The sequence below is a fragment of the Persicirhabdus sediminis genome (genome assembly GCF_016595495.1).
Taxonomy (GTDB): domain Bacteria; phylum Verrucomicrobiota; class Verrucomicrobiia; order Verrucomicrobiales; family Akkermansiaceae; genus Persicirhabdus; species Persicirhabdus sediminis.
Map to the genome: position 1 here is coordinate 643,583 of NZ_JAENIM010000039.1, position 17,970 is coordinate 661,552.

18 protein-coding genes are annotated in these 17,970 nt (G+C 48.7%); 5 read left to right on the forward strand and 13 right to left on the reverse strand.

The annotated features are described in order from the left end of the window. Nucleotides 1-162: 162 nt before the first annotated feature. From JIN82_RS10160 to JIN82_RS10210, 9 genes are all read right to left on the reverse strand, one after another. Nucleotides 163-837: a hypothetical protein gene (locus JIN82_RS10160; protein WP_200311514.1), complete on the reverse strand. Its 675-nt coding sequence runs from the start codon at nt 835-837 to the stop codon at nt 163-165. A gap of 125 nt (nt 838-962) precedes the next feature. Continuing rightward, the gene (locus JIN82_RS10165; RefSeq protein WP_200311515.1) at nt 963-1,394 is read right to left on the reverse strand and encodes a hypothetical protein; all 432 of its coding nucleotides are present in this window, start codon (nt 1,392-1,394) and stop codon (nt 963-965) included. A 1,272-nt stretch (nt 1,395-2,666) separates the two neighbouring features. Continuing rightward, nucleotides 2,667-3,272: a hypothetical protein gene (locus tag JIN82_RS10180; protein WP_200311518.1), complete on the reverse strand. Its 606-nt coding sequence runs from the start codon at nt 3,270-3,272 to the stop codon at nt 2,667-2,669. A gap of 403 nt (nt 3,273-3,675) precedes the next feature. Next, nucleotides 3,676-4,662 carry a coproporphyrinogen III oxidase gene (locus JIN82_RS10185; protein WP_200311519.1) on the reverse strand — a complete coding sequence of 329 codons (987 nt, stop codon included), beginning with the start codon at nt 4,660-4,662 and terminating at the stop codon, nt 3,676-3,678. Nucleotides 4,663-4,751: 89 nt separating this feature from the next. Continuing rightward, complete coding sequence (locus tag JIN82_RS10190) at nt 4,752-5,849, reverse strand: lactonase family protein (protein ID WP_200311520.1); 1,098 nt, start codon at nt 5,847-5,849, stop codon at nt 4,752-4,754. A 64-nt stretch (nt 5,850-5,913) separates the two neighbouring features. Next, nucleotides 5,914-6,624 (reverse strand): DUF502 domain-containing protein, encoded by a 711-nt coding sequence (locus tag JIN82_RS10195; RefSeq protein ID WP_325099495.1) that lies wholly within the window; start codon nt 6,622-6,624, stop codon nt 5,914-5,916. Between the two features lie 140 nt (nt 6,625-6,764). Further along, nucleotides 6,765-9,221 carry a penicillin-binding transpeptidase domain-containing protein gene (locus JIN82_RS10200; protein ID WP_234041901.1) on the reverse strand — a complete coding sequence of 819 codons (2,457 nt, stop codon included), beginning with the start codon at nt 9,219-9,221 and terminating at the stop codon, nt 6,765-6,767. 110 nt (nt 9,222-9,331) lie between these two features. Further along, entirely contained in the window at nt 9,332-10,102 is a 771-nt protein-coding gene (gene pyrF, locus JIN82_RS10205) for an orotidine-5'-phosphate decarboxylase (protein WP_200311523.1), read from the reverse strand. Nucleotides 10,103-10,172: 70 nt separating this feature from the next. Continuing rightward, nucleotides 10,173-10,643: a hypothetical protein gene (locus JIN82_RS10210; RefSeq protein WP_234041902.1), complete on the reverse strand. Its 471-nt coding sequence runs from the start codon at nt 10,641-10,643 to the stop codon at nt 10,173-10,175. A gap of 119 nt (nt 10,644-10,762) precedes the next feature. Between JIN82_RS10210 and JIN82_RS10215 the strand changes: the two genes are divergently transcribed. Further along, entirely contained in the window at nt 10,763-11,344 is a 582-nt protein-coding gene (locus JIN82_RS10215; protein ID WP_200311525.1) for an ATPase, read from the forward strand. Next, a complete protein-coding gene (locus JIN82_RS10220; protein ID WP_200311526.1) occupies nt 11,325-11,513 on the forward strand; it encodes a hypothetical protein in 189 nt (62 codons plus the stop codon). Before JIN82_RS10215 ends, JIN82_RS10220 begins: the two co-directional genes overlap by 20 nt. Nucleotides 11,514-11,616: 103 nt before the next feature. Here the strand turns inward: JIN82_RS10220 and JIN82_RS10225 are convergent, their stop codons facing one another. Then, the gene (locus JIN82_RS10225) at nt 11,617-12,906 is read right to left on the reverse strand and encodes an O-acetylhomoserine aminocarboxypropyltransferase/cysteine synthase family protein (protein WP_200311527.1); all 1,290 of its coding nucleotides are present in this window, start codon (nt 12,904-12,906) and stop codon (nt 11,617-11,619) included. Nucleotides 12,907-13,213: 307 nt separating this feature from the next. Here JIN82_RS10225 and JIN82_RS10230 point away from each other — a divergent pair, with 307 nt between their 5' ends. After that, complete coding sequence (locus tag JIN82_RS10230; protein ID WP_200311528.1) at nt 13,214-13,759, forward strand: hypothetical protein; 546 nt, start codon at nt 13,214-13,216, stop codon at nt 13,757-13,759. Nucleotides 13,760-13,850: 91 nt separating this feature from the next. After that, nucleotides 13,851-14,399, forward strand: coding sequence for a hypothetical protein (locus JIN82_RS10235; RefSeq protein ID WP_200311529.1), 549 nt, complete (start codon nt 13,851-13,853; stop codon nt 14,397-14,399). Between the two features lie 51 nt (nt 14,400-14,450). Here the strand turns inward: JIN82_RS10235 and JIN82_RS10240 are convergent, their stop codons facing one another. Beyond that, nucleotides 14,451-15,032, reverse strand: coding sequence for a hypothetical protein (locus tag JIN82_RS10240; protein WP_200311530.1), 582 nt, complete (start codon nt 15,030-15,032; stop codon nt 14,451-14,453). 143 nt (nt 15,033-15,175) lie between these two features. On the opposite strand from JIN82_RS10240, the gene JIN82_RS10245 reads away from it, so the two are divergent. After that, nucleotides 15,176-16,054 (forward strand): alpha/beta hydrolase, encoded by an 879-nt coding sequence (locus tag JIN82_RS10245; RefSeq protein WP_200311531.1) that lies wholly within the window; start codon nt 15,176-15,178, stop codon nt 16,052-16,054. 45 nt (nt 16,055-16,099) lie between these two features. On the opposite strand, the gene JIN82_RS10250 is transcribed toward JIN82_RS10245, so the two are convergent. Both JIN82_RS10250 and pheS read right to left on the reverse strand, forming a co-directional pair. Further along, complete coding sequence (locus JIN82_RS10250; protein ID WP_200311532.1) at nt 16,100-16,780, reverse strand: ubiquinone/menaquinone biosynthesis methyltransferase; 681 nt, start codon at nt 16,778-16,780, stop codon at nt 16,100-16,102. Between the two features lie 93 nt (nt 16,781-16,873). Continuing rightward, entirely contained in the window at nt 16,874-17,890 is a 1,017-nt protein-coding gene (pheS, locus tag JIN82_RS10255) for a phenylalanine--tRNA ligase subunit alpha (RefSeq protein WP_200311533.1), read from the reverse strand. Nucleotides 17,891-17,970: the final 80 nt, after the last annotated feature.

Consider the following 17,970-nt stretch of genomic DNA (forward strand, 5'->3'; position numbering starts at 1 on the left):
GCAGCCTAGCAGCTAGCTGGATTTCCCTTCATCACCCAAAGCTACCCATTCGCCATTACCAAGAATTACTTATCTAAACACAAAGTTTCAGTCAGTTCCAAGGACGGGGGCATTCCACAAGCTCCGCCTCAGTTTTTACTATGCAGCTTGCCCTCTTTCAATCTACCTCATCCTAAATTTCTTTATACAAAAAAGAATACCCCCGAATAATAAAACAAGAACACCAAACCACACAAATAAAACCCCAGTTCTTTCTTCGCGGGCAGGCACATAAACTTCAGATTTCTCCGCTTTACCAGCAACCTCATCATCACCCTTAGATCTACTTGAATCTATAAGGCTTGATTCCTTTTTTACCTCCACCTCTATCTCTGAATTTGGCACTTCTTTAAATTCACCAAACCCACTAAAGTTCACTCTTTTTAATTCCTCATCAGTAAGCGCACCTATATCCTTTAGATTCGACAAAGTACAAAACCAAGTATTTCGATCCTCTAACTCAGCAAAAACCCTACTTGCAGAAGCTCGAAAGAATTGATTTTTTCTAGTCTCATCAAGCTTCGTCAAATGTACTAACCAAGTTAATCGAGCTAATTCGTTATCTGTTTGAGCCTCCTTTTGGATACGCAATAACACAGGATAATTGTCCTCAGCTAAGTGGATATAGAAACCTTGCTCCTCCTTAGAAAGAGGGCCGTGGCCTTGGCTTAGTTTTTTGAGAAACCACCCTTCATCTCTCCCCTCCCTGAAAGTATTTTTATAAGTCTCACTTTCGTGCGCTGTGACTAAGAAACAGGCTCCCAAATAGAACCATACATATATAATAAATAATTTCATTCTCTTAAAAAGTAGCCTCTAAATCCGCAGTGAGCTCTAATATCTTAAGATATAACACCTAATAGCATCGTTTTATTAGCTGGAATCGCTGAATTCCAACCCACATCACAGATGCGCTCAGCTAGTTATACAAGTGGCTTGGCCAGTACCTTGCGTATTTTACTCCAACAGATGATCAAATGATGTGCTACGGCTAGAATAAACAAATTTCTTGAGACAAGAACACACTCAAAAGATGAGCAGCCACCAAACAAATTTGCGCCAATAAATTTTGAGGTAGATATCAGCGTAAGTAATAAAGGGCTCAAAATCCCAAATAGATATACAGCTTCAAGAAAAGCGTACTTCAAAAAACTGTTATAACCTCCATCATCAGCTGTTAAAAAGAGATATAAAGGGAAAATCCATATCAAAGATACAATCAGATATAGCAAGTTGACTACAGCGGCTCTTGTGGATCCTACATCAAAGCCCGACAAGGGTACGGCTACAAGTTCAAATAGAACTAGCAGGATGCCAATTGCATGTAGGAATATTAGAACTTTCTTTAGTTTCATGATGCTCCACCCCTCCTCAGCTCGCCTGCCTACCCGTACTCTGTCTATTCATTCAAATAGAACTTAAGTTCCGAGTTAGTCGCGTAAGCCTTATAGGTTAAGCTTTTACGATCTTCCGAAAATTCTGCAGAGGCAAACATTATTCGCTGATCATCAATTGACGTCGGCTTATGATCCGTTGAGGGATCAAATATATTCTGATCATAAGTATACAAAATTAACGCCCCATCGTGAAGGGTCTCATAATACAGACTAAAGTCGTAACGAGCGTCGTCATTATATCCAAGATATGTAAATTTCACCGTATCTCTTTTGATGGCCAATTGATACTTAAAATCTCCTACCTCAGTTTCGTCCCAATCCAATGTTTTCCAGGTTGTGAACGCTGGAAATTTAAAGAGATCTCTACACCCAAAGTAAGCGACTAAACACAGCCCTAATATCGCGACTTTGATATATCTACTCTTCATGACTGCTCAGTTTGTCTGTCTAGAACTATGATATATTATTTCTGATCTATAGTTACAATGATGGGGAATTCCTGCCCACCATCGAAGGAAATCATGCCTATTTGTATACTTCTAGAAGTGTCGCTTTGCTTGATAACGGCCACATTTTCTTGAGTATAGAGCCTGATCTTACTGCCTGCTATACTCGTATAACTAAGATCTTTACCACTAACACTATTTCTATAAATCTCGATTCTATTCTTTTCCTTATTAAATTTTACAATTATTTCTCTAGGCTTTTCAGTCGACTGAACAGTGTAGATCGACTGTTTTTGATCCAAGGTAAATGTACTCGAGGCATCAACATGGAAAGATAAGTCTGCTAGCAGCGGACTATAGAACAATATGAAAAAAATAGTTAACTTCCTTAGATGTGTTACATGTCTGCAATTATTTTTCATATCCATAATATTTAGTAATCTCCCTATTACAAAACAAGTTTTGCAATAGACTAGCAAATCTCGCAATACCCAACCGCATCTTTCTGTTAGCTGAAATCACTCAATTTTAACACCTCAGCAGGATTGAACATTCCTGCTGGCCGGATGTTTATGCTCTGCTTCAACATATCTCAAAAAACGCCAATGCAGTTAGACGAATCATCAGGTCCAATATCAGCAGATGACGGCCAACCAATTTCTCCCTTATTATTAACCCTTTTTATCTCAGTTTATCTATCTAGTAGTTTTGTTATGAAGCCTTCACAGGCATGATCCTCTGTCTAGTCATCAAGATGAAACCTGACTGAATTAGGTATAGTTTGTTATTCGCTATTATTTTCCAATGAGAGTATCAATTTAGCTTCCAATAAACTAAAATCTTTATTCGTTCCTCTGAATAAAATCATCCTTTTATCTACATCGTAACTTCCAGCATTAAGCTTAAACCAAGAAAATTTAGCACTCTCATAACGTTCACGCAGTTCATACTGATAGTCTATGTCACTGACCTCGCTACTAATTTCCAGTAACTGGTCTAACAGATTGCTTCTAGGTAAACGCCTTGTTATGTATAAATCTCGATAGTCTCTATCTGCATTATATAAATAAAGAGTGTTATTGTGATAATCCAGAACAGAGCCCATTACGTTAGAACAATAGATCAGGGCATGCCGATATGTTAGGATATTTTTTGGAGCTTTAAATTTGACCGTCCTCCTTAAATTAGAATGGTCTATGTTCTTACTAATTATCAGGTTTATTTTTCCATTTCCTTCAGTTTGCACTCCCCCGTTAATTTGAAATACAATCAAGTTTAAGAGGCCTACTACATCACCATTATATTCAATTTTATCAGAATTCTTGTTTCCAAGCATCAAGCTTAGATCCAAGTTATCCTGAGCAAAGGATAAACTGGTTAAGACTAACAAGATCAGACAAGCTTTCATTTTAATTAATTCTGAATGGATCTACATCACTTATGTTATTCATATAATCATCAAACCTTTCCTAGTCCATAGGACAAAACAAGTTTAGCAACAATCTATCAGGAACACAACCTCCAATCGTAACATTTTGTTAGCTGGAGTCGCTAAATTTTTACCCCAAATGTAGATTCAACATTCCAGCTAGCTAGATTGTTGGTCACTGGGCTTCAACGCGTAAGTAATTTAGCTAGCTTGCTGAAAAAGAGGTCAATATCTCAAAAAAACGCCGAGTGAGCTGAGCTCGGTTGGCGTTTTTAGGATTAAATTCATTTGTCCTGTGCGGCAATCCTTCCAGCTACGACACGATGACTCAACTACTAGCAGTTGCTGGCAATAAGCTCTATGCTTAGCTGCTGTGATTTTTCACCGTTGGTGGCAGCAGGTTGCCAGATGCCTGCAGTTTGATGGCATCTGGGTGGCTTTTGTAATGCGCGCGCACCGCAGCTGCTAGCTGGATTTTTTGTTCATCACCGACGGCGACACGCTCGTCATTGCCGAGGATTTCTACCAGCGCATTAACTAGCTGATCTTGTGGCTGAGGCACTTTTTTTGCCCAGCTGGCGAGAAGTTTGCCATTCACCTCAGCTGGCAGCGATCCCATGATGCCGACGTCATTTTGGTTATGCACCATCAGGCCAGAGGTGGTGCCGCGGTCGAGCGTGAGCACCTGGAATAGATAAAGTGTATGGTAATCCAGCTGCGTTTGTTTTTGTTTCTCATCAGCTGGCTGGCTGAGCCTGCGGTCGAGGATTTGCAGATATGTGGCGATGACAGTTTCACCAAGCTGGCGAGCTAGAGCAAAGTCTTCGGCTTCATCGTCGGTGGCATATTGCTCGAGGTAAAAATGAGCGACGCCGCGATGGCGGTCTAGAGCTGGAATGAAAAAGTATTTATCTCCCTGGTGTGACCCTTCGTGGAAATGATCTCCCGCGCAGTCTTTGAGCGCCTGCAGAAATGCCTCCCTATCCTCTTCGATGAGATTGCTTGGATTGAGATCCGCCATGATGCGCCAGTATCCGTGGCCACACTTCATTTCCGTCCAAGAAATGTGCATGTGCATGGATGGCGCCAGCGCTGGACGCGGATGAATGATGGTCGACAGCGCGTTTGCCGAAGCCAGCTGACGCGCATCATCATCTTCGTAGTGGACTTGTGAAATATTTACTGAGCCACGATTGAGCTGGCCATTGCCAGAATGAGCGAGTCGTACGCCACCACCGTGGGCGCCGCCGTCGCGCAGCCATTCAATTGGCTCGAAAACGGTGAGCTCACCGTGATTGGCAAAAACTTCCTGCAGGCCAGCGGAAAATTTCCGCTGCAATTCTTTTAACATAGCTATAGCCTGCGCGGCACGCGCAGACCTAGCCGCTATTCTGTGGCTCATGGTAGGGTGAAGTGTGGGAGGGGTGATTTGTTTGTGAGTTAATGGGCTGGCTCAGGTTTGACTGGTGCTGTGAGCACCCACATCAGACCTTTACCGGCTGGATAATTTTTCAAATGACTGAGTTTGCCAGAGTTTTCATCAATGGCGTGAACTTGAAGTTCGCCTGATTCGTGGCCCGCGACAACCATAAATTTATCATCCGGTGTGATGGTGAATGAACGAGTCACGTCACCAATGTCCTGCTGGCCAGTTGCGGTGATCTTGCCTGACTCGGTATCCAGCTGGAACATGCCGATGGAATTTGGTCCGCGGTTGCCTACGTAGGCAAATTTCCCATTGCTGGTCACCTGTACGTCTGAGCTGTGGTTTTTGCCCTCAAATCCAGCTGGCAGTGACGATGCGGTATCCACTAGCTCAAGCGCGCCGGTTTCTTCTGAGTAGCTAAATGAGCTCAAGCTGCCACCTTTTTGGTTGGACGTGTAGAGGAATTTCTCGTTCGGGCTGAATCGCAAGTGGCGTGGAGCCAGTGATTCATCCACCGCGACGGACGCTGTGCTCTGCGGCTTCAGCTCGCCAGTCTCGGTATTAAATTGGAAACATTCGATGGTATTGGATCCACAAGTTGGCGCGTACGCGTAGCGGTTGTTGAGGTCGATCTCAAATGCGTGAACTTGCTTAGGGGCAGCAATTTGCTGTGCCTCTTCTTCGATGATGTCGCCAAAATCGCCCAGCTTATTGATGGTGATTTGCCCCTCTTTATAGCTCGCGCCAAATAGGTACAGGCCAGCTTGGTCGATAGAAATGTAGGCCAGCTGAGCGTCAATTGATGCGACATTCATTTCCTCCAGCACACCAGATCCTTCTTTGATGGTATAGCTGCCTACTTTTTTGTCATCGCGAAATACAACATAAAGCACATTGCCAGCTGGATCAGTAGCCATCGCCCAAGGTGTGTGCGGAGTGGCAAAAGTCGTGCGATCACTGAGTTCACCAGTCTGTTCATCCATGCGATAGCGCACGATTTCTTTTGACTCAGATGGCGAGGTAAATACCCAAAGATCAGCTAGAGCTGATGGGGCGAGCAAGGACAATGACAGTGCTCCTAACGCAGTGCGAATGATCTTAGTGGTCGTCATGACACATTGGTACAGCGAGTCATTTATGTGGTCAAGTCATCTGCGGCTACAGCTTGCGCACAAATTACTCATTTGTATGGCTGCGGCCAGCGTCGAATTTTTGTGGCGCCACGAGACCAGCGGAAAATACCAGCTTGCTCGCTTCTTCTAGTGACATGTCACTGTCGTAGACTTTGTCGTCATCCACCACCACGACAAATCCAGTCATTGGGTTCGGGCTAGTGGGCACAAATACAGCGGTCACATCTTTGCCGGTTTGCTTGTCGAAATAATTCCCCGTGACAAATCCAATCATGCGGTGGCCAGAATTTGGATACTCGATATACGCGACGCTTTTGAATCGATCTTTCTCGCCGCCGAGTCCTTCGACCGCATCAACAACCTGCTTGAAGGTGGTGAGCACAAAACCAAAGATAGGTAATTTTTCGACAATGCGCTCAGCGAGCTGAAGTGATTTGCGGCCAGCTGATTTTCTCAGCGCCAGGCCAATGACAAATAACAAGATAATGGGCAGCAGGAAATGCAGGATGTCTGCGCCGGGAAATTCCAAATCCAGCGGCCTCAGGTTCAGCAGCCGAATCACCGTGGCATTCAGGGCAATCAATAAACCATCAATGATCACCTCACCGATGCGCAGCAGGATGCGGTACAAAAAGACAACTAGCCAGATAGTCGCCACTAAGGGCGCGATGGCAACAAGCCCGGAAAAGATCAACTTCATGCCGGGTTTGGTCCACTCCGGCTGGGATTTTGGCATCTGGTCTTTGAGGTTCACTAGAACCAATATAACGACCTATCAGCAGAGCTCAATGCAATATTATACAAGCAATTGTCAGGCGCGATGAGAAGTTAGCGCGACTGCGAATAAGCAACTCGGCCAGCCGGATGGATTCCAGCTGACCGAGGTCATAAATATTATTCTTCGATCAAAATGGCACGTCCAGCTGGAGCGAGCGGAATTGGCTGGTCGCCGCCGCCAAAGATGCTGGTTTCACCATCTTCGTCTTCATCAACCAAAACAGCACGCTGCGCAGTATTCACCTCGCGAATGATGTCTTCTTCAGCCATCTCGATCTCTTCTTCGATCACCATCGCGCGCGGCGGTGGCTGGATGGTTGCTTTGATTTCGTCTTTGAATTCGTTGAAAAATGCCTTCACCATTGGTGCCGCTTTGCGACCACCGGATAGCTGCTCGTTTGGTCTACCCTCGTAGAGCACAGCATACGCGTAGCGTGGGTTCTCAAATGGGAAGAAACCAGCAAACCAAGCAAGTCGTTGGTTTTTGCTTTCTGGCCCCCACTGTGCGGTACCGGTTTTACCAGCCACCACAGCAAAATCGAGCGCGGCACTTTTACCTGTGCCCCACGGTTCATTGACCACCTCGCGCATGCCATCTTTGACGATGTCTGCGGATCGTGGATCGACATAAAGTTTATTTTGCTCGTCAGGCATAGCAGCCTCAAGGACTCGACCATTCACATCCTGAATCTGCTTGATCAGGTGAAGTTTTGGCAATGCCACACCGCTACCTAAGCCAGCCATGCCGTGAGCCACCTGCAGTGGCGACGCCAGCAGAACCCCCTGACCAATGGACAAGTTGGCGGTATCACCATCCATGATGCGGCGACCGTGATGTTTGCGCATCCACTCACCAGTGGGCACCAATCCTGATGTTTCGCCAATCAGCGGCAGGCCGGTTTTTTTGCCGTAGCCGAGACGTCTAGCTAGCGAGAGGAATGATGTTGGGCCCGAACGGATGCCTACTTGGTAAAACCAGGTATTACATGATCTAGCAATCGCGCGCTTCACGTCGATGTCCCCTTCCGCCACTTTGCGGTTCCAGTTGTGGAATAGGTGGTTGCCGATCTGGATGGCAATCGGGCAGTTGATTAAGGTGAATTCACCAATCACACCTTCAGACAGCGCAGCTAGCGCAACGATAGGTTTGAAGGTAGATGCTGGCGGGTAGCTGGCCTGGAACGCACGCGCATACAGCGGGCGACCCGGATCTTCCTTCAGCGCGGTGAAAGTTTTGGTAGAAACAAATGGAATGAAATCATTGAGGTCAAAACCCGGACGCGATGCCATCGCGAGAACTTCGCCGGTGTGGATGTCGATGACCACAAATGCGCCGCGGTCTGAGTATTCTTTGAGCACGTCCTCGGCGTGTTTTTGCCAGCGCGCATCCAGCGTGGTCACTACCGTGCCGCCCGGTTTTGGTCGCCGCGCCAGCTCGTTAAGGCGCTCGCTGCCGTCGGAATCGTAAATCAATCGCTTCAGGCCAGGTTTGCCCGTGAGCTCGTCGTTGAAAAGTTTTTCAAACCCAGCGCGTCCTTCGCTGAATTCAAATAATGGATCGCCGTAGTTGATTGGTCCGCTTTCCAATTTCCCTGAAGCGCCCACGTAGCCGAGAATGTGACAGGCCGAATCATTGCCTGGGTAGTAGCGAGCGTAACGTGCTTGCAAAATCAGCCCGGGAATCAACTGCTCTTTGATCACATCAAGTTCTTCTTCCTCGACGATTTTGGTAAATGGATAAGCTAGCCAGCGGCGATGGCGGTAATGTTGCCACAGCGCATCATCACTGAGCTCCCAGTTGACCATGAAGATCTCGTTGAGTTTATTCAGGCGCTCGCGGCCCCAGTTGATAACAAATTCTTTGCTTGGGTTGTCAAACTGTGGGTACTTGATTGCTGGATACCAAACGACGCGGTTTTGCGCCATCGGCACGCCATTGCGGTCGATGATTTGGCCGCGCGGCGCTGGAATGGAAAGTGTGATGGCGCGAGCATTTGGTCGCACACGCAGCGCCCCTTGATCGGCGCCGAGGCCCTCGTCGTCATTCGGATCAGCTGAAAATTCTTTAAGAATGGGATCCAGCTCAGGTTCGGCCATGGCATCTTCATCCACCTTGGCCTCTAGGCTGACGGTCTGCGTTTTCAGCTTTGGTGAGGCATTGCCTAATGGTAATGCATTGGGTTGTGGTTTTTCAACCACCTCAACCACGGCTGGCGCAGTATCCACGCTGATTTCAGCTGGAGCCGCTGGTTCTACTTCAGCGGGTTCAGGATTCTCCACCTCAGCCACCTCTTCAGGGGTAGAAACGGGAACGACTGCTGGCTCAACAATCTGCGGCTGAACCGGCTTTTCTTCATCAGCTACCGGCTGACTAGCTGGAGCCGCAGTGCTTGGAGTCACCGGGGCTGCTGGCTGAGCCGGAGTAGCTGGAGTGGCGGCGGGAGCCGCAGGTGTTTGTGTCTCTGGCTCGGCGGGTTCTTCCACCGTGCGAGGTTTAGGTACAAATTCAACCCCCGGGGGCAAATCTTGAGCTGACAGCGGGCCACACAGGATCGTTGATACCCCTGCAGCCATCGCCAGCTTTGAATTCCAGTTAATAAACCTCACAGCGCCAATCTATACACATTTTTAACAGCAATCCAGTTACATTTAGCTAGATGCTGTTCGAAATCATTTGCCCTCGATTAGAGAGACAGCAGCGCATGCCATTCTTGGGCTTTGTCTGCAAAACTACGATCCATCTCATTATAGCTGATGCCACGGGAAACATTCACCGTGTCTGGAGCTGTGCGACCGCGTCCAGCTAGGCTGTCGAGATCACCACCCTGAGCACCGAGACCAGGGATCAGCAGTGGCGCATCCATGATGCGATCGAGCACTTCTGAGCTCGCATTAGTCAGGCCAACCACAAAACCAACGTCAGTGGCTGATTTTTCTGCAACCGCACGCACAGCAAGTTCTTGCACCAGCTCAAAGACGTAGCGGCCGTCAGCGAGTTTCTGACGCTGAAAATCAGCACTGCCGGCATTTGAGGTCACCGCTAGCAGGTAAATTCCCTTTCCTTCCCAGTTGAGAAATGGCTCGATTGAATCGTAGCCGAGAAACGGGTTCAGCGTCACCGCATCCACGTCCCAGTTTTCAAAATACGACTTCGCGTAGTATTTCTGCGTCTCGCCAATGTCAGAGCGCTTGGCATCCAAAATCACTGGCACTTCTTTGGGCATTTCACCCAGCATTTCTTCTAAAATCTCCAGTCCGCGCAGGCCCATGGCTTCAAAATACGCCATGTTTGGCTTGAAAGCAGCAGCGTACTCAGCGGTCTCACCAACCAAACGACGCAAAAATTCTGGCACATTTTCAATGCCTCCTGACAGCTCTGGGCGTGGATCGATTCCCACACATAGACGAGCACCCGTATCTACAATTCGTTTTTCAAGCTTTTCTGCGTAGCGCATGCATTGGCTTTACCATCGATCTCTAATCGGCAAAATCCCAAAAAATGGAAAATTAGCAATAATTACAAATCTACTCACTGCCAGCTGGCTGCATCACTCTGAAATGCCCATCCGCCCAACTAGGATCGAGCGCAGGCACTGGTGATTTACCCAAGACATGTTCACCTGCTACATATCTTGTCATTTCCGCAATTCTAGCTGGTTGTGTTACTTTAAAAGTTCCATCCGCCCAGCTGCGACCAAGCGTAGGCGGCAATATTTTACTTAACTCAGATTTGGGCAATTCACCCACATCCAGCTGCAACTCAGAGTGGATTTCTCTGGCTTCAGCTAGGCTGTCGTAACCAGCCACAAAAACATAACTCTCGCCGTGCCGGTAATAGACGTGGATTGTCTGCCGCGATTGTTTATCCATCTGGCTGTCTGAGTAACCGTGACGATAAACGTGCTGGATGGCATCAAGCAGCTGATCATCAGCTGAAGAAATTACAGCCGAGCTGGCAATCAAAGTGACGGTCGTTGCGATCCTAGCTAAACACATGTTCCATATCTGAGCGAGTAGATTAACCATGTCAAACACACAGAACCTGTAATTTATCACAAATAGCTCAGCGGTTTAACTAAAGCCACGACTTAAATGATCTTGCTTCTCAATCACTCATGGCCAAAACTGCTACAGTGACCCGACCAACATTATTTCTCATTGGCGGCCCGAATGGCTCAGGGAAAACCACCTTCGCCAAAGAGTACCTACCCAATGAAGCCAACTGCCTCAGATTTCTTAACTCTGATGAAATTGCGCGTGGGATCTCGCCATTTGATAGTTCAGCTGGCCAACTTCAAGCTGGCAGAATATTGCTCAAAAACCTAAAAAGTCATCTACTCAAACGCCAATCATTTGCGCTAGAATCGACACTTAGCGGAAAAACTTACCTTAAGTACCTGAACGAGGCAAAACGACTTGGATACCAGATCGAATTTCATTTTCTCTGGCTGCCATCAGCCGAAGAATCGTATCAACGCGTCCAACAGCGCGTCATCGAAGGTGGGCACGATGTCCCCAAAAAGGATATTTACCGACGCTACCCGAGAATCATGCAGCTGGTTTTTGATCATTACCTCAAGCTGGCAGATCATTGGTATTTCTGGAACGCTGAAAAATATCCGCTCGAAATCATCAACAGCCATGTTAACGTCTCTATAGATCAACTCAAACGCGACCATGATTCAGGAAAATTCTGATTACAAACCACTCAACAATGGATCTCCACCAGTCAAGATGGATGAGGTTGGACGTCGTGCTCAAGCCGCAGCCAACCGCGCTGCAGAAAAAATGATCGAGCGCAAACGCAGGCTCGGTCACAAAGTAGTGATCTACAAAGACGGCAAAGTTCTCACCGTTGATCCATAGGCAGCTAGCCAATTTCACATTCCAGCTGGAAATCAAAAACCACCGTCACGCCAGAGCTCACAGAGCCGACCGCAACGGTGGTTATTTTTTTAAATAGATTCGACTAGCTAGCGCTCACTTCGATCGCCTGCTTGAGGTCGGCGAGAATATCGTCGATGTGCTCGATGCCCACGCTCAGACGGATGAGCCCCGGCGTGATACCGCCAGCTGCTTGCTGCTCTTCACTCATCTGGCTGTGAGTAGTAGTAGACGGGTGAATGGCCAAGCTCTTGGCATCACCAACGTTAGCGAGGTGGCTGAACAATTTGAGCCCTTCGATGAGTTTTTTACCCGCTTCTGCGCCGCCTTTGATTTCAAAGACAACCATGCCGCCACCTTTGCCTTTGAGGTACTTCTGGTTGCGCTCGTATTCAGGGTCGTCTTCCAGTCCTGGGTATCTCACCCACTCTACCAGCTCTTGCTGTTGGAGGAATTTAGCGACTGCTAGTGAGTTCTCACAATGCCTCTCCACACGCAGCGGCAATGTTTCCACGCCCTGCAGAAGCTGCCACGCATTGTCAGGTGCGATGCATGCGCCGAGGTTACGCAATGGTCCAGTACGCATGCGCAAAATGAATGCTAATGGCGCCAGCGGCTCAGGCAGATCGTGCCCCCAACGGAGTCCGTGGTAGGAACTATCTGGCTCGTCAAACAATGGGTGCTTGCCTGCCCCCCAGTTGAATTTTCCAGAATCAACCACCAGACCGCCAATGGCTGTGCCGTGACCGCCAAACCACTTGGTCATGGAGTGCACGACGATGTCAGCACCAAAATCTAGCGGACGGTTGAGGTATGGCGTGGAGAATGTGGCGTCAACGATGAGCGGCAGACCGTGGTCGTGGGCCACTTTGGCAATCGCCTCAAGGTCAGCAATTTCTAACGCTGGATTAGAAACCACCTCGCAGAAAAGCGCGCGGGTATTTTCATCAATCGCCGCGGCAAAATTCTGCGGATCACGGGAATCGACAAAGTTCACGTTGATGCCCATCTTTGGCAGGATATCCTTAAACTGCGTATAAGTACCGCCGTAGAGGTTCTGTGCAGAAACGATGTTATCACCCGCTTCAGCTAGGTTGATGATAGAGTAGAAAATTCCAGAAGTACCTGAAGAAACAGCCAGCCCGCCCAATTCTGGCGCGCCTTCTAGTAGGGCCACGCGCTTTTCTAGCACGTCTGTCGTTGGGTTCATCAGGCGGGTGTAAATATTCCCCAGCTCTTTAAGTGCAAATAAGTTAGCCGCATGCTCAGTAGAGTTAAATACAAATGAGCTAGTGCGATAGATAGGAACGGCACGTGAGTTGGTCACCGGGTCCGGCTGGTGACCACCATGGAGGCAGAGTGTTTCGAGTTTCATAAAGTTTATAAAATAGACGTCACCGTTAGCACAGATCAGCCAGCGCGCAAAGATCAGAATCTTATCCGCACGAAAAATCAAAAATTTGGCCAATCTAGCTAGCTGGCTCCCCAGCTTTACTCCTTAAGTAGCGCGTCAGCTTGCCTCCGCTGTTGCATAAACAAGCGATGACGCCTTGCTTCCTCAGGCCTAACTATAGAGTAAAACGCCAGAGGAATAGTTATCATCATGATGATCTCTGAAAATCTATCGCCATGCTCGACATTAAGCTTGGCCCTATCAGCTAGCTGGCTAGAAATATCAATCCATGAATGCTTCCACATTATGCCTTGCTTTGATTGCCCTAACTATCCAGCTCGCGCCAGCTGGCGAGATTGCTACGATAGACAATCAAGTTGTCTTTTCCGCAGTGATCAATGAGGAGAAAATCATCGTCACCATGTCGTCGGCTGTATTTGATCCCGCGGCATACAAAACCACGGATTACAAAGTAGATAACTCCGGTCACGAGCCGAGCTACGTATTGCCAACCATCGAAGGCATCGAATGCATTGGCTGGGACAGCCAGCTGCCCAATAAAGAAAACCCACGCACTCATCTCAGCCAGCTCACCGTTCAATTTGGCGAAAAAACCATCTCTGCGCCGCGCGAGTTGATTGCTCATGTCATCATGCCGCATGCAGATTTTTCTTTTGACGGACACATTATGGCTGGCGGCGTGACTCTATCAGCTGACGGTAAATGTGTGATTGTAGAAGTGCCAGCTGGCGACGGTGGCACCGCCAGCAGTCAATGTTTCACCTTCTCAGCTGCTGGCGAGGTGATCGTTGGCAAACCTGAGCAGCCATTTTAAGTCTGCTCACTCTAACTAGCTGGCGCGCTGGGCAAAAATTCACCAGCTTTCCTGCTTGCGCAGATCGACGTTAGAAACTGAAATGCGTCGCATGCAACTGATTTTCACGGGCCGCGAGTTAGCCTTCCACGGCAAAGACGAAGAGATCCAAGCGATCCTAAAAATGCTGCCTAGCGGTGATGAAACCTGGTTCAACATCCACACTCACGCTGGCGACATGATTCAAGGGTTTTCGCTAGACGGCGGGTTCATTCAGATCGAGCACCTACTCGCTGGCGACGAGCATGTTAGCGTGCTAACTCAGCCGCTAGACGAAGAGCAAAGTTTTCAGATCGTGAAGGCATTTTTGCAAAACCCAAAAAATGCCGTGGCTGGCTACCAATGGGTCGCCGAAGCGATTGATGGCGACCAGCCAGCGCAAGCGCAGCTAGAACATGATGATGCTGGCGCCCGTCCGCTCGGCACCTTTAGCCATTTTGAAACCAAGAAGTTAGTGCCCAAATTCGAGCAAGCAGGCCTCGGCTTCGACGTCTCTGTTGACCAGAGTTGTTCGTCTGGCTGCGCAACTAACTTCTCCATCATCATTGCTAACGAAGACTATGCGCGCGCCAAAGAGATAGTGAAATCCTCATTGCTTTAAGTCGTCTCTTTCTCATCATCGCCCCAGCTGGATTATTGATTTCAGTCATTATCATTTCCTAACGCGAGATTCGATCTGGCGCTGTAGATTATCTAATTGCGGCTGGATGCAGGTGTAATGAAAGAGCCAGCTAACCACCATGCTGATGCCGCCGAGCATAACAAACCTGAGGCCAAACTCAGGCTCGACGAGATATTCCCCCACGCTCAGTGCGGCGCAAAAATACAGCAGCTGAATCAATGCCCACGGCAAGATCATGGTGCAGAATGTTAGCAGTGGCAGATAGAGCGAAAATACACGTCGCTGACGGTTGATTTTCCGCGTCTCGTTCTCCAGCCAGCTAGCCGCACCGCTATCCTGCCACTTCTCACGCAGCTCCAGAATAAACTCGCGGCGCCCTTGCTCACCTCGATCACCAAAATTATCTAAGTTCACAAGGATGCGTGATTTATCTTTCAGGGTGATAGAGCGCGCGTCTGTGCTGACAATATCAGCCCAGTCGATGTGCATTTTCTTGTACGTCCGCGGACCGAAGGTTTCGGTAAATTCCACGCCACCATCAGTGACTAACCAATGTTGAGTTTTGCAGTTAGGGGTCGCTGGGGCAATCAGGGTATTTGTTATTGTTTGCATGCACAAAAAGATAATTCCCTGGTCAATTTCAGCATATTATAATCCCCAGCCATTGTTGCAATCACCTGCTCTCGCGCCCATCAGCTCGCTGCGAAGTTTAAATTTCACTTCACCTATCACCCTAACCCACCTATTGTTAAGGCATGGCTGAAAATCACTCCGCGTGGAGGAAATACATCATCGGTGAGCTGTCGTGGAAGCGGCTCATCCGCTCAGTTATCATCATCTACCTGATTTTCCTATGCATAGGCCTGTTCGCACCTAATTTTTTCATCTTTCCGGTCAAGCCAAGCCGCTACGAGCTACCGCGCCCGCACCACAGCCTAATCAAATCAACCAATGGCGATGATATCTGCATCTACTACCGCGCGCCAGCTAGCGATGATCAACCAGTCATTTTATGGTCACACGGCAATGCGGAAGACCTCAGCTTCATGCCCGACTTATTAGTCGACTACCAGCTGCGTGGGTTTGGTGTGGCTAGCTACGATTACCCTGGCTACGGACAAAGCACTGGCGCGCCGACGGAGGAATCTTGTTTTGCCGCCATCGAGGCTGCCTATCAATTCCTCACAAAGGAACAAAACATCTCAGCCGATCGCATTGTCATCATTGGTCGCTCGGTCGGCGGTGGACCGTCTAGCTGGCTAGCCAGCCAGCACGAATGCCGCGGATTAATCTTAATTTCCAGCTTCACCAGCGCGTTCAAAGTGGCCACTCGCTGGCCAATTTTCCCCGGCGATAAATTCCGCAATGACGTGCATCTAAAATCAGTCAGCTGCCCGCTATTATTAATTCATGGCACGGACGATAAAACCATCGCCAGCTGGCACAGCGGAAAGTTATTTTCCCAATACCAGCACGCTAAATCATTGCTGCTGATAGACGGCGCTAACCACGACGATCTCTTTCTACAAGCTGGCATCCAGCTGGTGAATCAAATCTGCGCGTTCAGCGAGAATCCGGCTGAGTATTGCGCAAAACAGAAATCACCTAGCGAAGTGGCCGCCAAGGTGGATTGAGATTTCCCCGCTAGATTACAATGCCTCCAGCTAGCTGGAAATTGCCTACTTAGCTGGTTTTTCTGCAGTGTAGACAGAGGCGACACCAAAGCTCAGCGGCAACCACTCGGCGTCGGCAAATCCATTGGCTTCAATCATGTCAGTCATGTCTTTGCCGCTTGGGAATTGCTCGATTGACCCCGCGAGGTAATCGTAAGCGCCCATTTCGCCGGTCAGCAGGCCAGCGATTTTTGGCAAAACTTTATTGAGATACCAACGATATGGCCCGCGCAGAATGCCGGTTGGCAGTGAGAAATCGAGCACCAATAGATGCCCGCCTGGCTTGATCACCCGCTGCATTTCCTTCAGCGCATCTGGGTAGCTAGCCATGTTGCGTAGACCAAAAGCAACCGTAAGCACATCAAAGCTATTGTCATCAAATGGCATGTCGAGCGCGTCAGCCACTAATGTTTTTGCCACCCCACGGCTAGTGGCATGGGCGAGCATTTCGGCGCAAAAATCAGATCCAGTCACCTCGGCATCTGGGCAGCGGTCTTGGATTTCCAACGCCAAGTCACCCGTGCCAGTAGCCACATCGAGCACAGATTTTGGTTGCCACGCTTTGACGATGCGACCGACTTTTTTGCGCCACAAAATATCCGTGCCCATGCTGAGCACATGATTGGTCAGCACGTAGCGGTCGGCAATTTTACTGAATGCCTTGCGGACAAAGTTTGGATCTTGCATGGATGCGGGTCGGTAAGATGTTTGAGCGGGATAAAAACGAGCGCGGCAAGGTGGCCGCGCTCGGGTCAGCTGGCAAGTCGAGCCAGCTAGAAATTATGAAAATTGCTTGAGGAATCGGGCGTCGTTCTCGATCAGCAGACGGATATCTTTAATCCCCCACTGGATCATGGCGAGGCGGTCGAGGCCCATGCCAAAAGCAAAACCAGTCACTTTCTCAGAGTCGAACAGCTCGTCTTTACGACCAGCATTGATGGAATCAAATACCGCTGGATCCACCATGCCGCAGCCAGCGACTTCGATCCACTTTGGCTCTTCGCCTTTGACGTGCAATTTCACATCAATCTCGAAGCTAGGCTCGGTGAACGGGAAGAAATGCGGACGGAAGCGAACTTCAGTCTTCTCGCCAAACATGTGGCGCAGGAAGAACTCGAGCGTGCCCTTGAGGTCGCCAAGTTTTACATCTTCAGCAACAAACAGGCCTTCCAGCTGGTTGAAAACACAGTGGTGAGTGGCATCGATATCGTCACGACGGTAGGCTGAGCCCGGCGCGATGATGCGCACTGGCGGCTTGGCTTTTTCCATCGTGCGGATCTGCACGCTAGATGTGTGGGTGCGCAGCAGTTTGCCGCTATCAAAATAGAAAGTATCTTTCTCGTTACGCGCTGGGTGGTCTTGCGGAGTATTCAGCGCGTCAAAACAATGAAATTCATCTTCAATCTCAGGACCTTCAGCGAGAGCAAAGCCCATGCGGCGAAGAATCTGGATGGCACGATCTTTAACAATCGTCAGCGGGTGAAGTCCACCAGCAGCCAGCTCAGCGGCAGGCATGGTCATATCCACTCCAGCTACCAGCAACTCGTCAGCTTTTTCCTGCAGAACGACTTGCTTTTCGTCCAGCGCAGCTGAAATCGCCTGGCGTGCTTCATTCAGCATCTGGCCAGCGGCAGGTTTTTCCTCTTTAGACAGGTGGCGCATGCCAGCTGCAGCTCCAGTGAGCTTGCCTTTTTTTCCTAAAATCGCAATGCGCGCCTCTTCAAGCTGGGCTTGATTCTCGGCGGCTCCAATAGCGCTCAGCGCCTCGGCTTGAATGGTTTCAATTTCCTGCTTCATGAACTCGGCCACGACATAATCACGAATCCCCCATTATACAAGCTGATTCTGGCTAGATGGCTGCGCAGCATTCCAGCTGG

What these genes read in the sequence shown, in the direction of transcription:
- JIN82_RS10215 (WP_200311525.1), top strand. Translation starts at nt 10,763, where the DNA reads ATGGCCAAAACTGCTACAGTGACCCGACCAACATTATTTCTCATTGGC.
- JIN82_RS10160 (WP_200311514.1), bottom strand. Translation starts at nt 837, where the DNA reads ATGAAATTATTTATTATATATGTATGGTTCTATTTGGGAGCCTGTTTC.
- JIN82_RS10165 (WP_200311515.1), bottom strand. Translation starts at nt 1,394, where the DNA reads ATGAAACTAAAGAAAGTTCTAATATTCCTACATGCAATTGGCATCCTG.
- JIN82_RS10185 (WP_200311519.1), bottom strand. Translation starts at nt 4,662, where the DNA reads ATGTTAAAAGAATTGCAGCGGAAATTTTCCGCTGGCCTGCAGGAAGTT.
- JIN82_RS10250 (WP_200311532.1), bottom strand. Translation starts at nt 16,780, where the DNA reads ATGCAAGATCCAAACTTTGTCCGCAAGGCATTCAGTAAAATTGCCGAC.
- JIN82_RS10210 (WP_234041902.1), bottom strand. Translation starts at nt 10,643, where the DNA reads ATGTGTTTAGCTAGGATCGCAACGACCGTCACTTTGATTGCCAGCTCG.
- JIN82_RS10235 (WP_200311529.1), top strand. Translation starts at nt 13,851, where the DNA reads ATGCAACTGATTTTCACGGGCCGCGAGTTAGCCTTCCACGGCAAAGAC.
- JIN82_RS10245 (WP_200311531.1), top strand. Translation starts at nt 15,176, where the DNA reads ATGGCTGAAAATCACTCCGCGTGGAGGAAATACATCATCGGTGAGCTG.
- pyrF (WP_200311523.1), bottom strand. Translation starts at nt 10,102, where the DNA reads ATGCGCTACGCAGAAAAGCTTGAAAAACGAATTGTAGATACGGGTGCT.
- JIN82_RS10190 (WP_200311520.1), bottom strand. Translation starts at nt 5,849, where the DNA reads ATGACGACCACTAAGATCATTCGCACTGCGTTAGGAGCACTGTCATTG.
- JIN82_RS10230 (WP_200311528.1), top strand. Translation starts at nt 13,214, where the DNA reads ATGAATGCTTCCACATTATGCCTTGCTTTGATTGCCCTAACTATCCAG.
- JIN82_RS10225 (WP_200311527.1), bottom strand. Translation starts at nt 12,906, where the DNA reads ATGAAACTCGAAACACTCTGCCTCCATGGTGGTCACCAGCCGGACCCG.
- JIN82_RS10240 (WP_200311530.1), bottom strand. Translation starts at nt 15,032, where the DNA reads ATGCAAACAATAACAAATACCCTGATTGCCCCAGCGACCCCTAACTGC.
- JIN82_RS10220 (WP_200311526.1), top strand. Translation starts at nt 11,325, where the DNA reads ATGATTCAGGAAAATTCTGATTACAAACCACTCAACAATGGATCTCCA.
- JIN82_RS10200 (WP_234041901.1), bottom strand. Translation starts at nt 9,221, where the DNA reads ATGGCTGCAGGGGTATCAACGATCCTGTGTGGCCCGCTGTCAGCTCAA.
- pheS (WP_200311533.1), bottom strand. Translation starts at nt 17,890, where the DNA reads ATGAAGCAGGAAATTGAAACCATTCAAGCCGAGGCGCTGAGCGCTATT.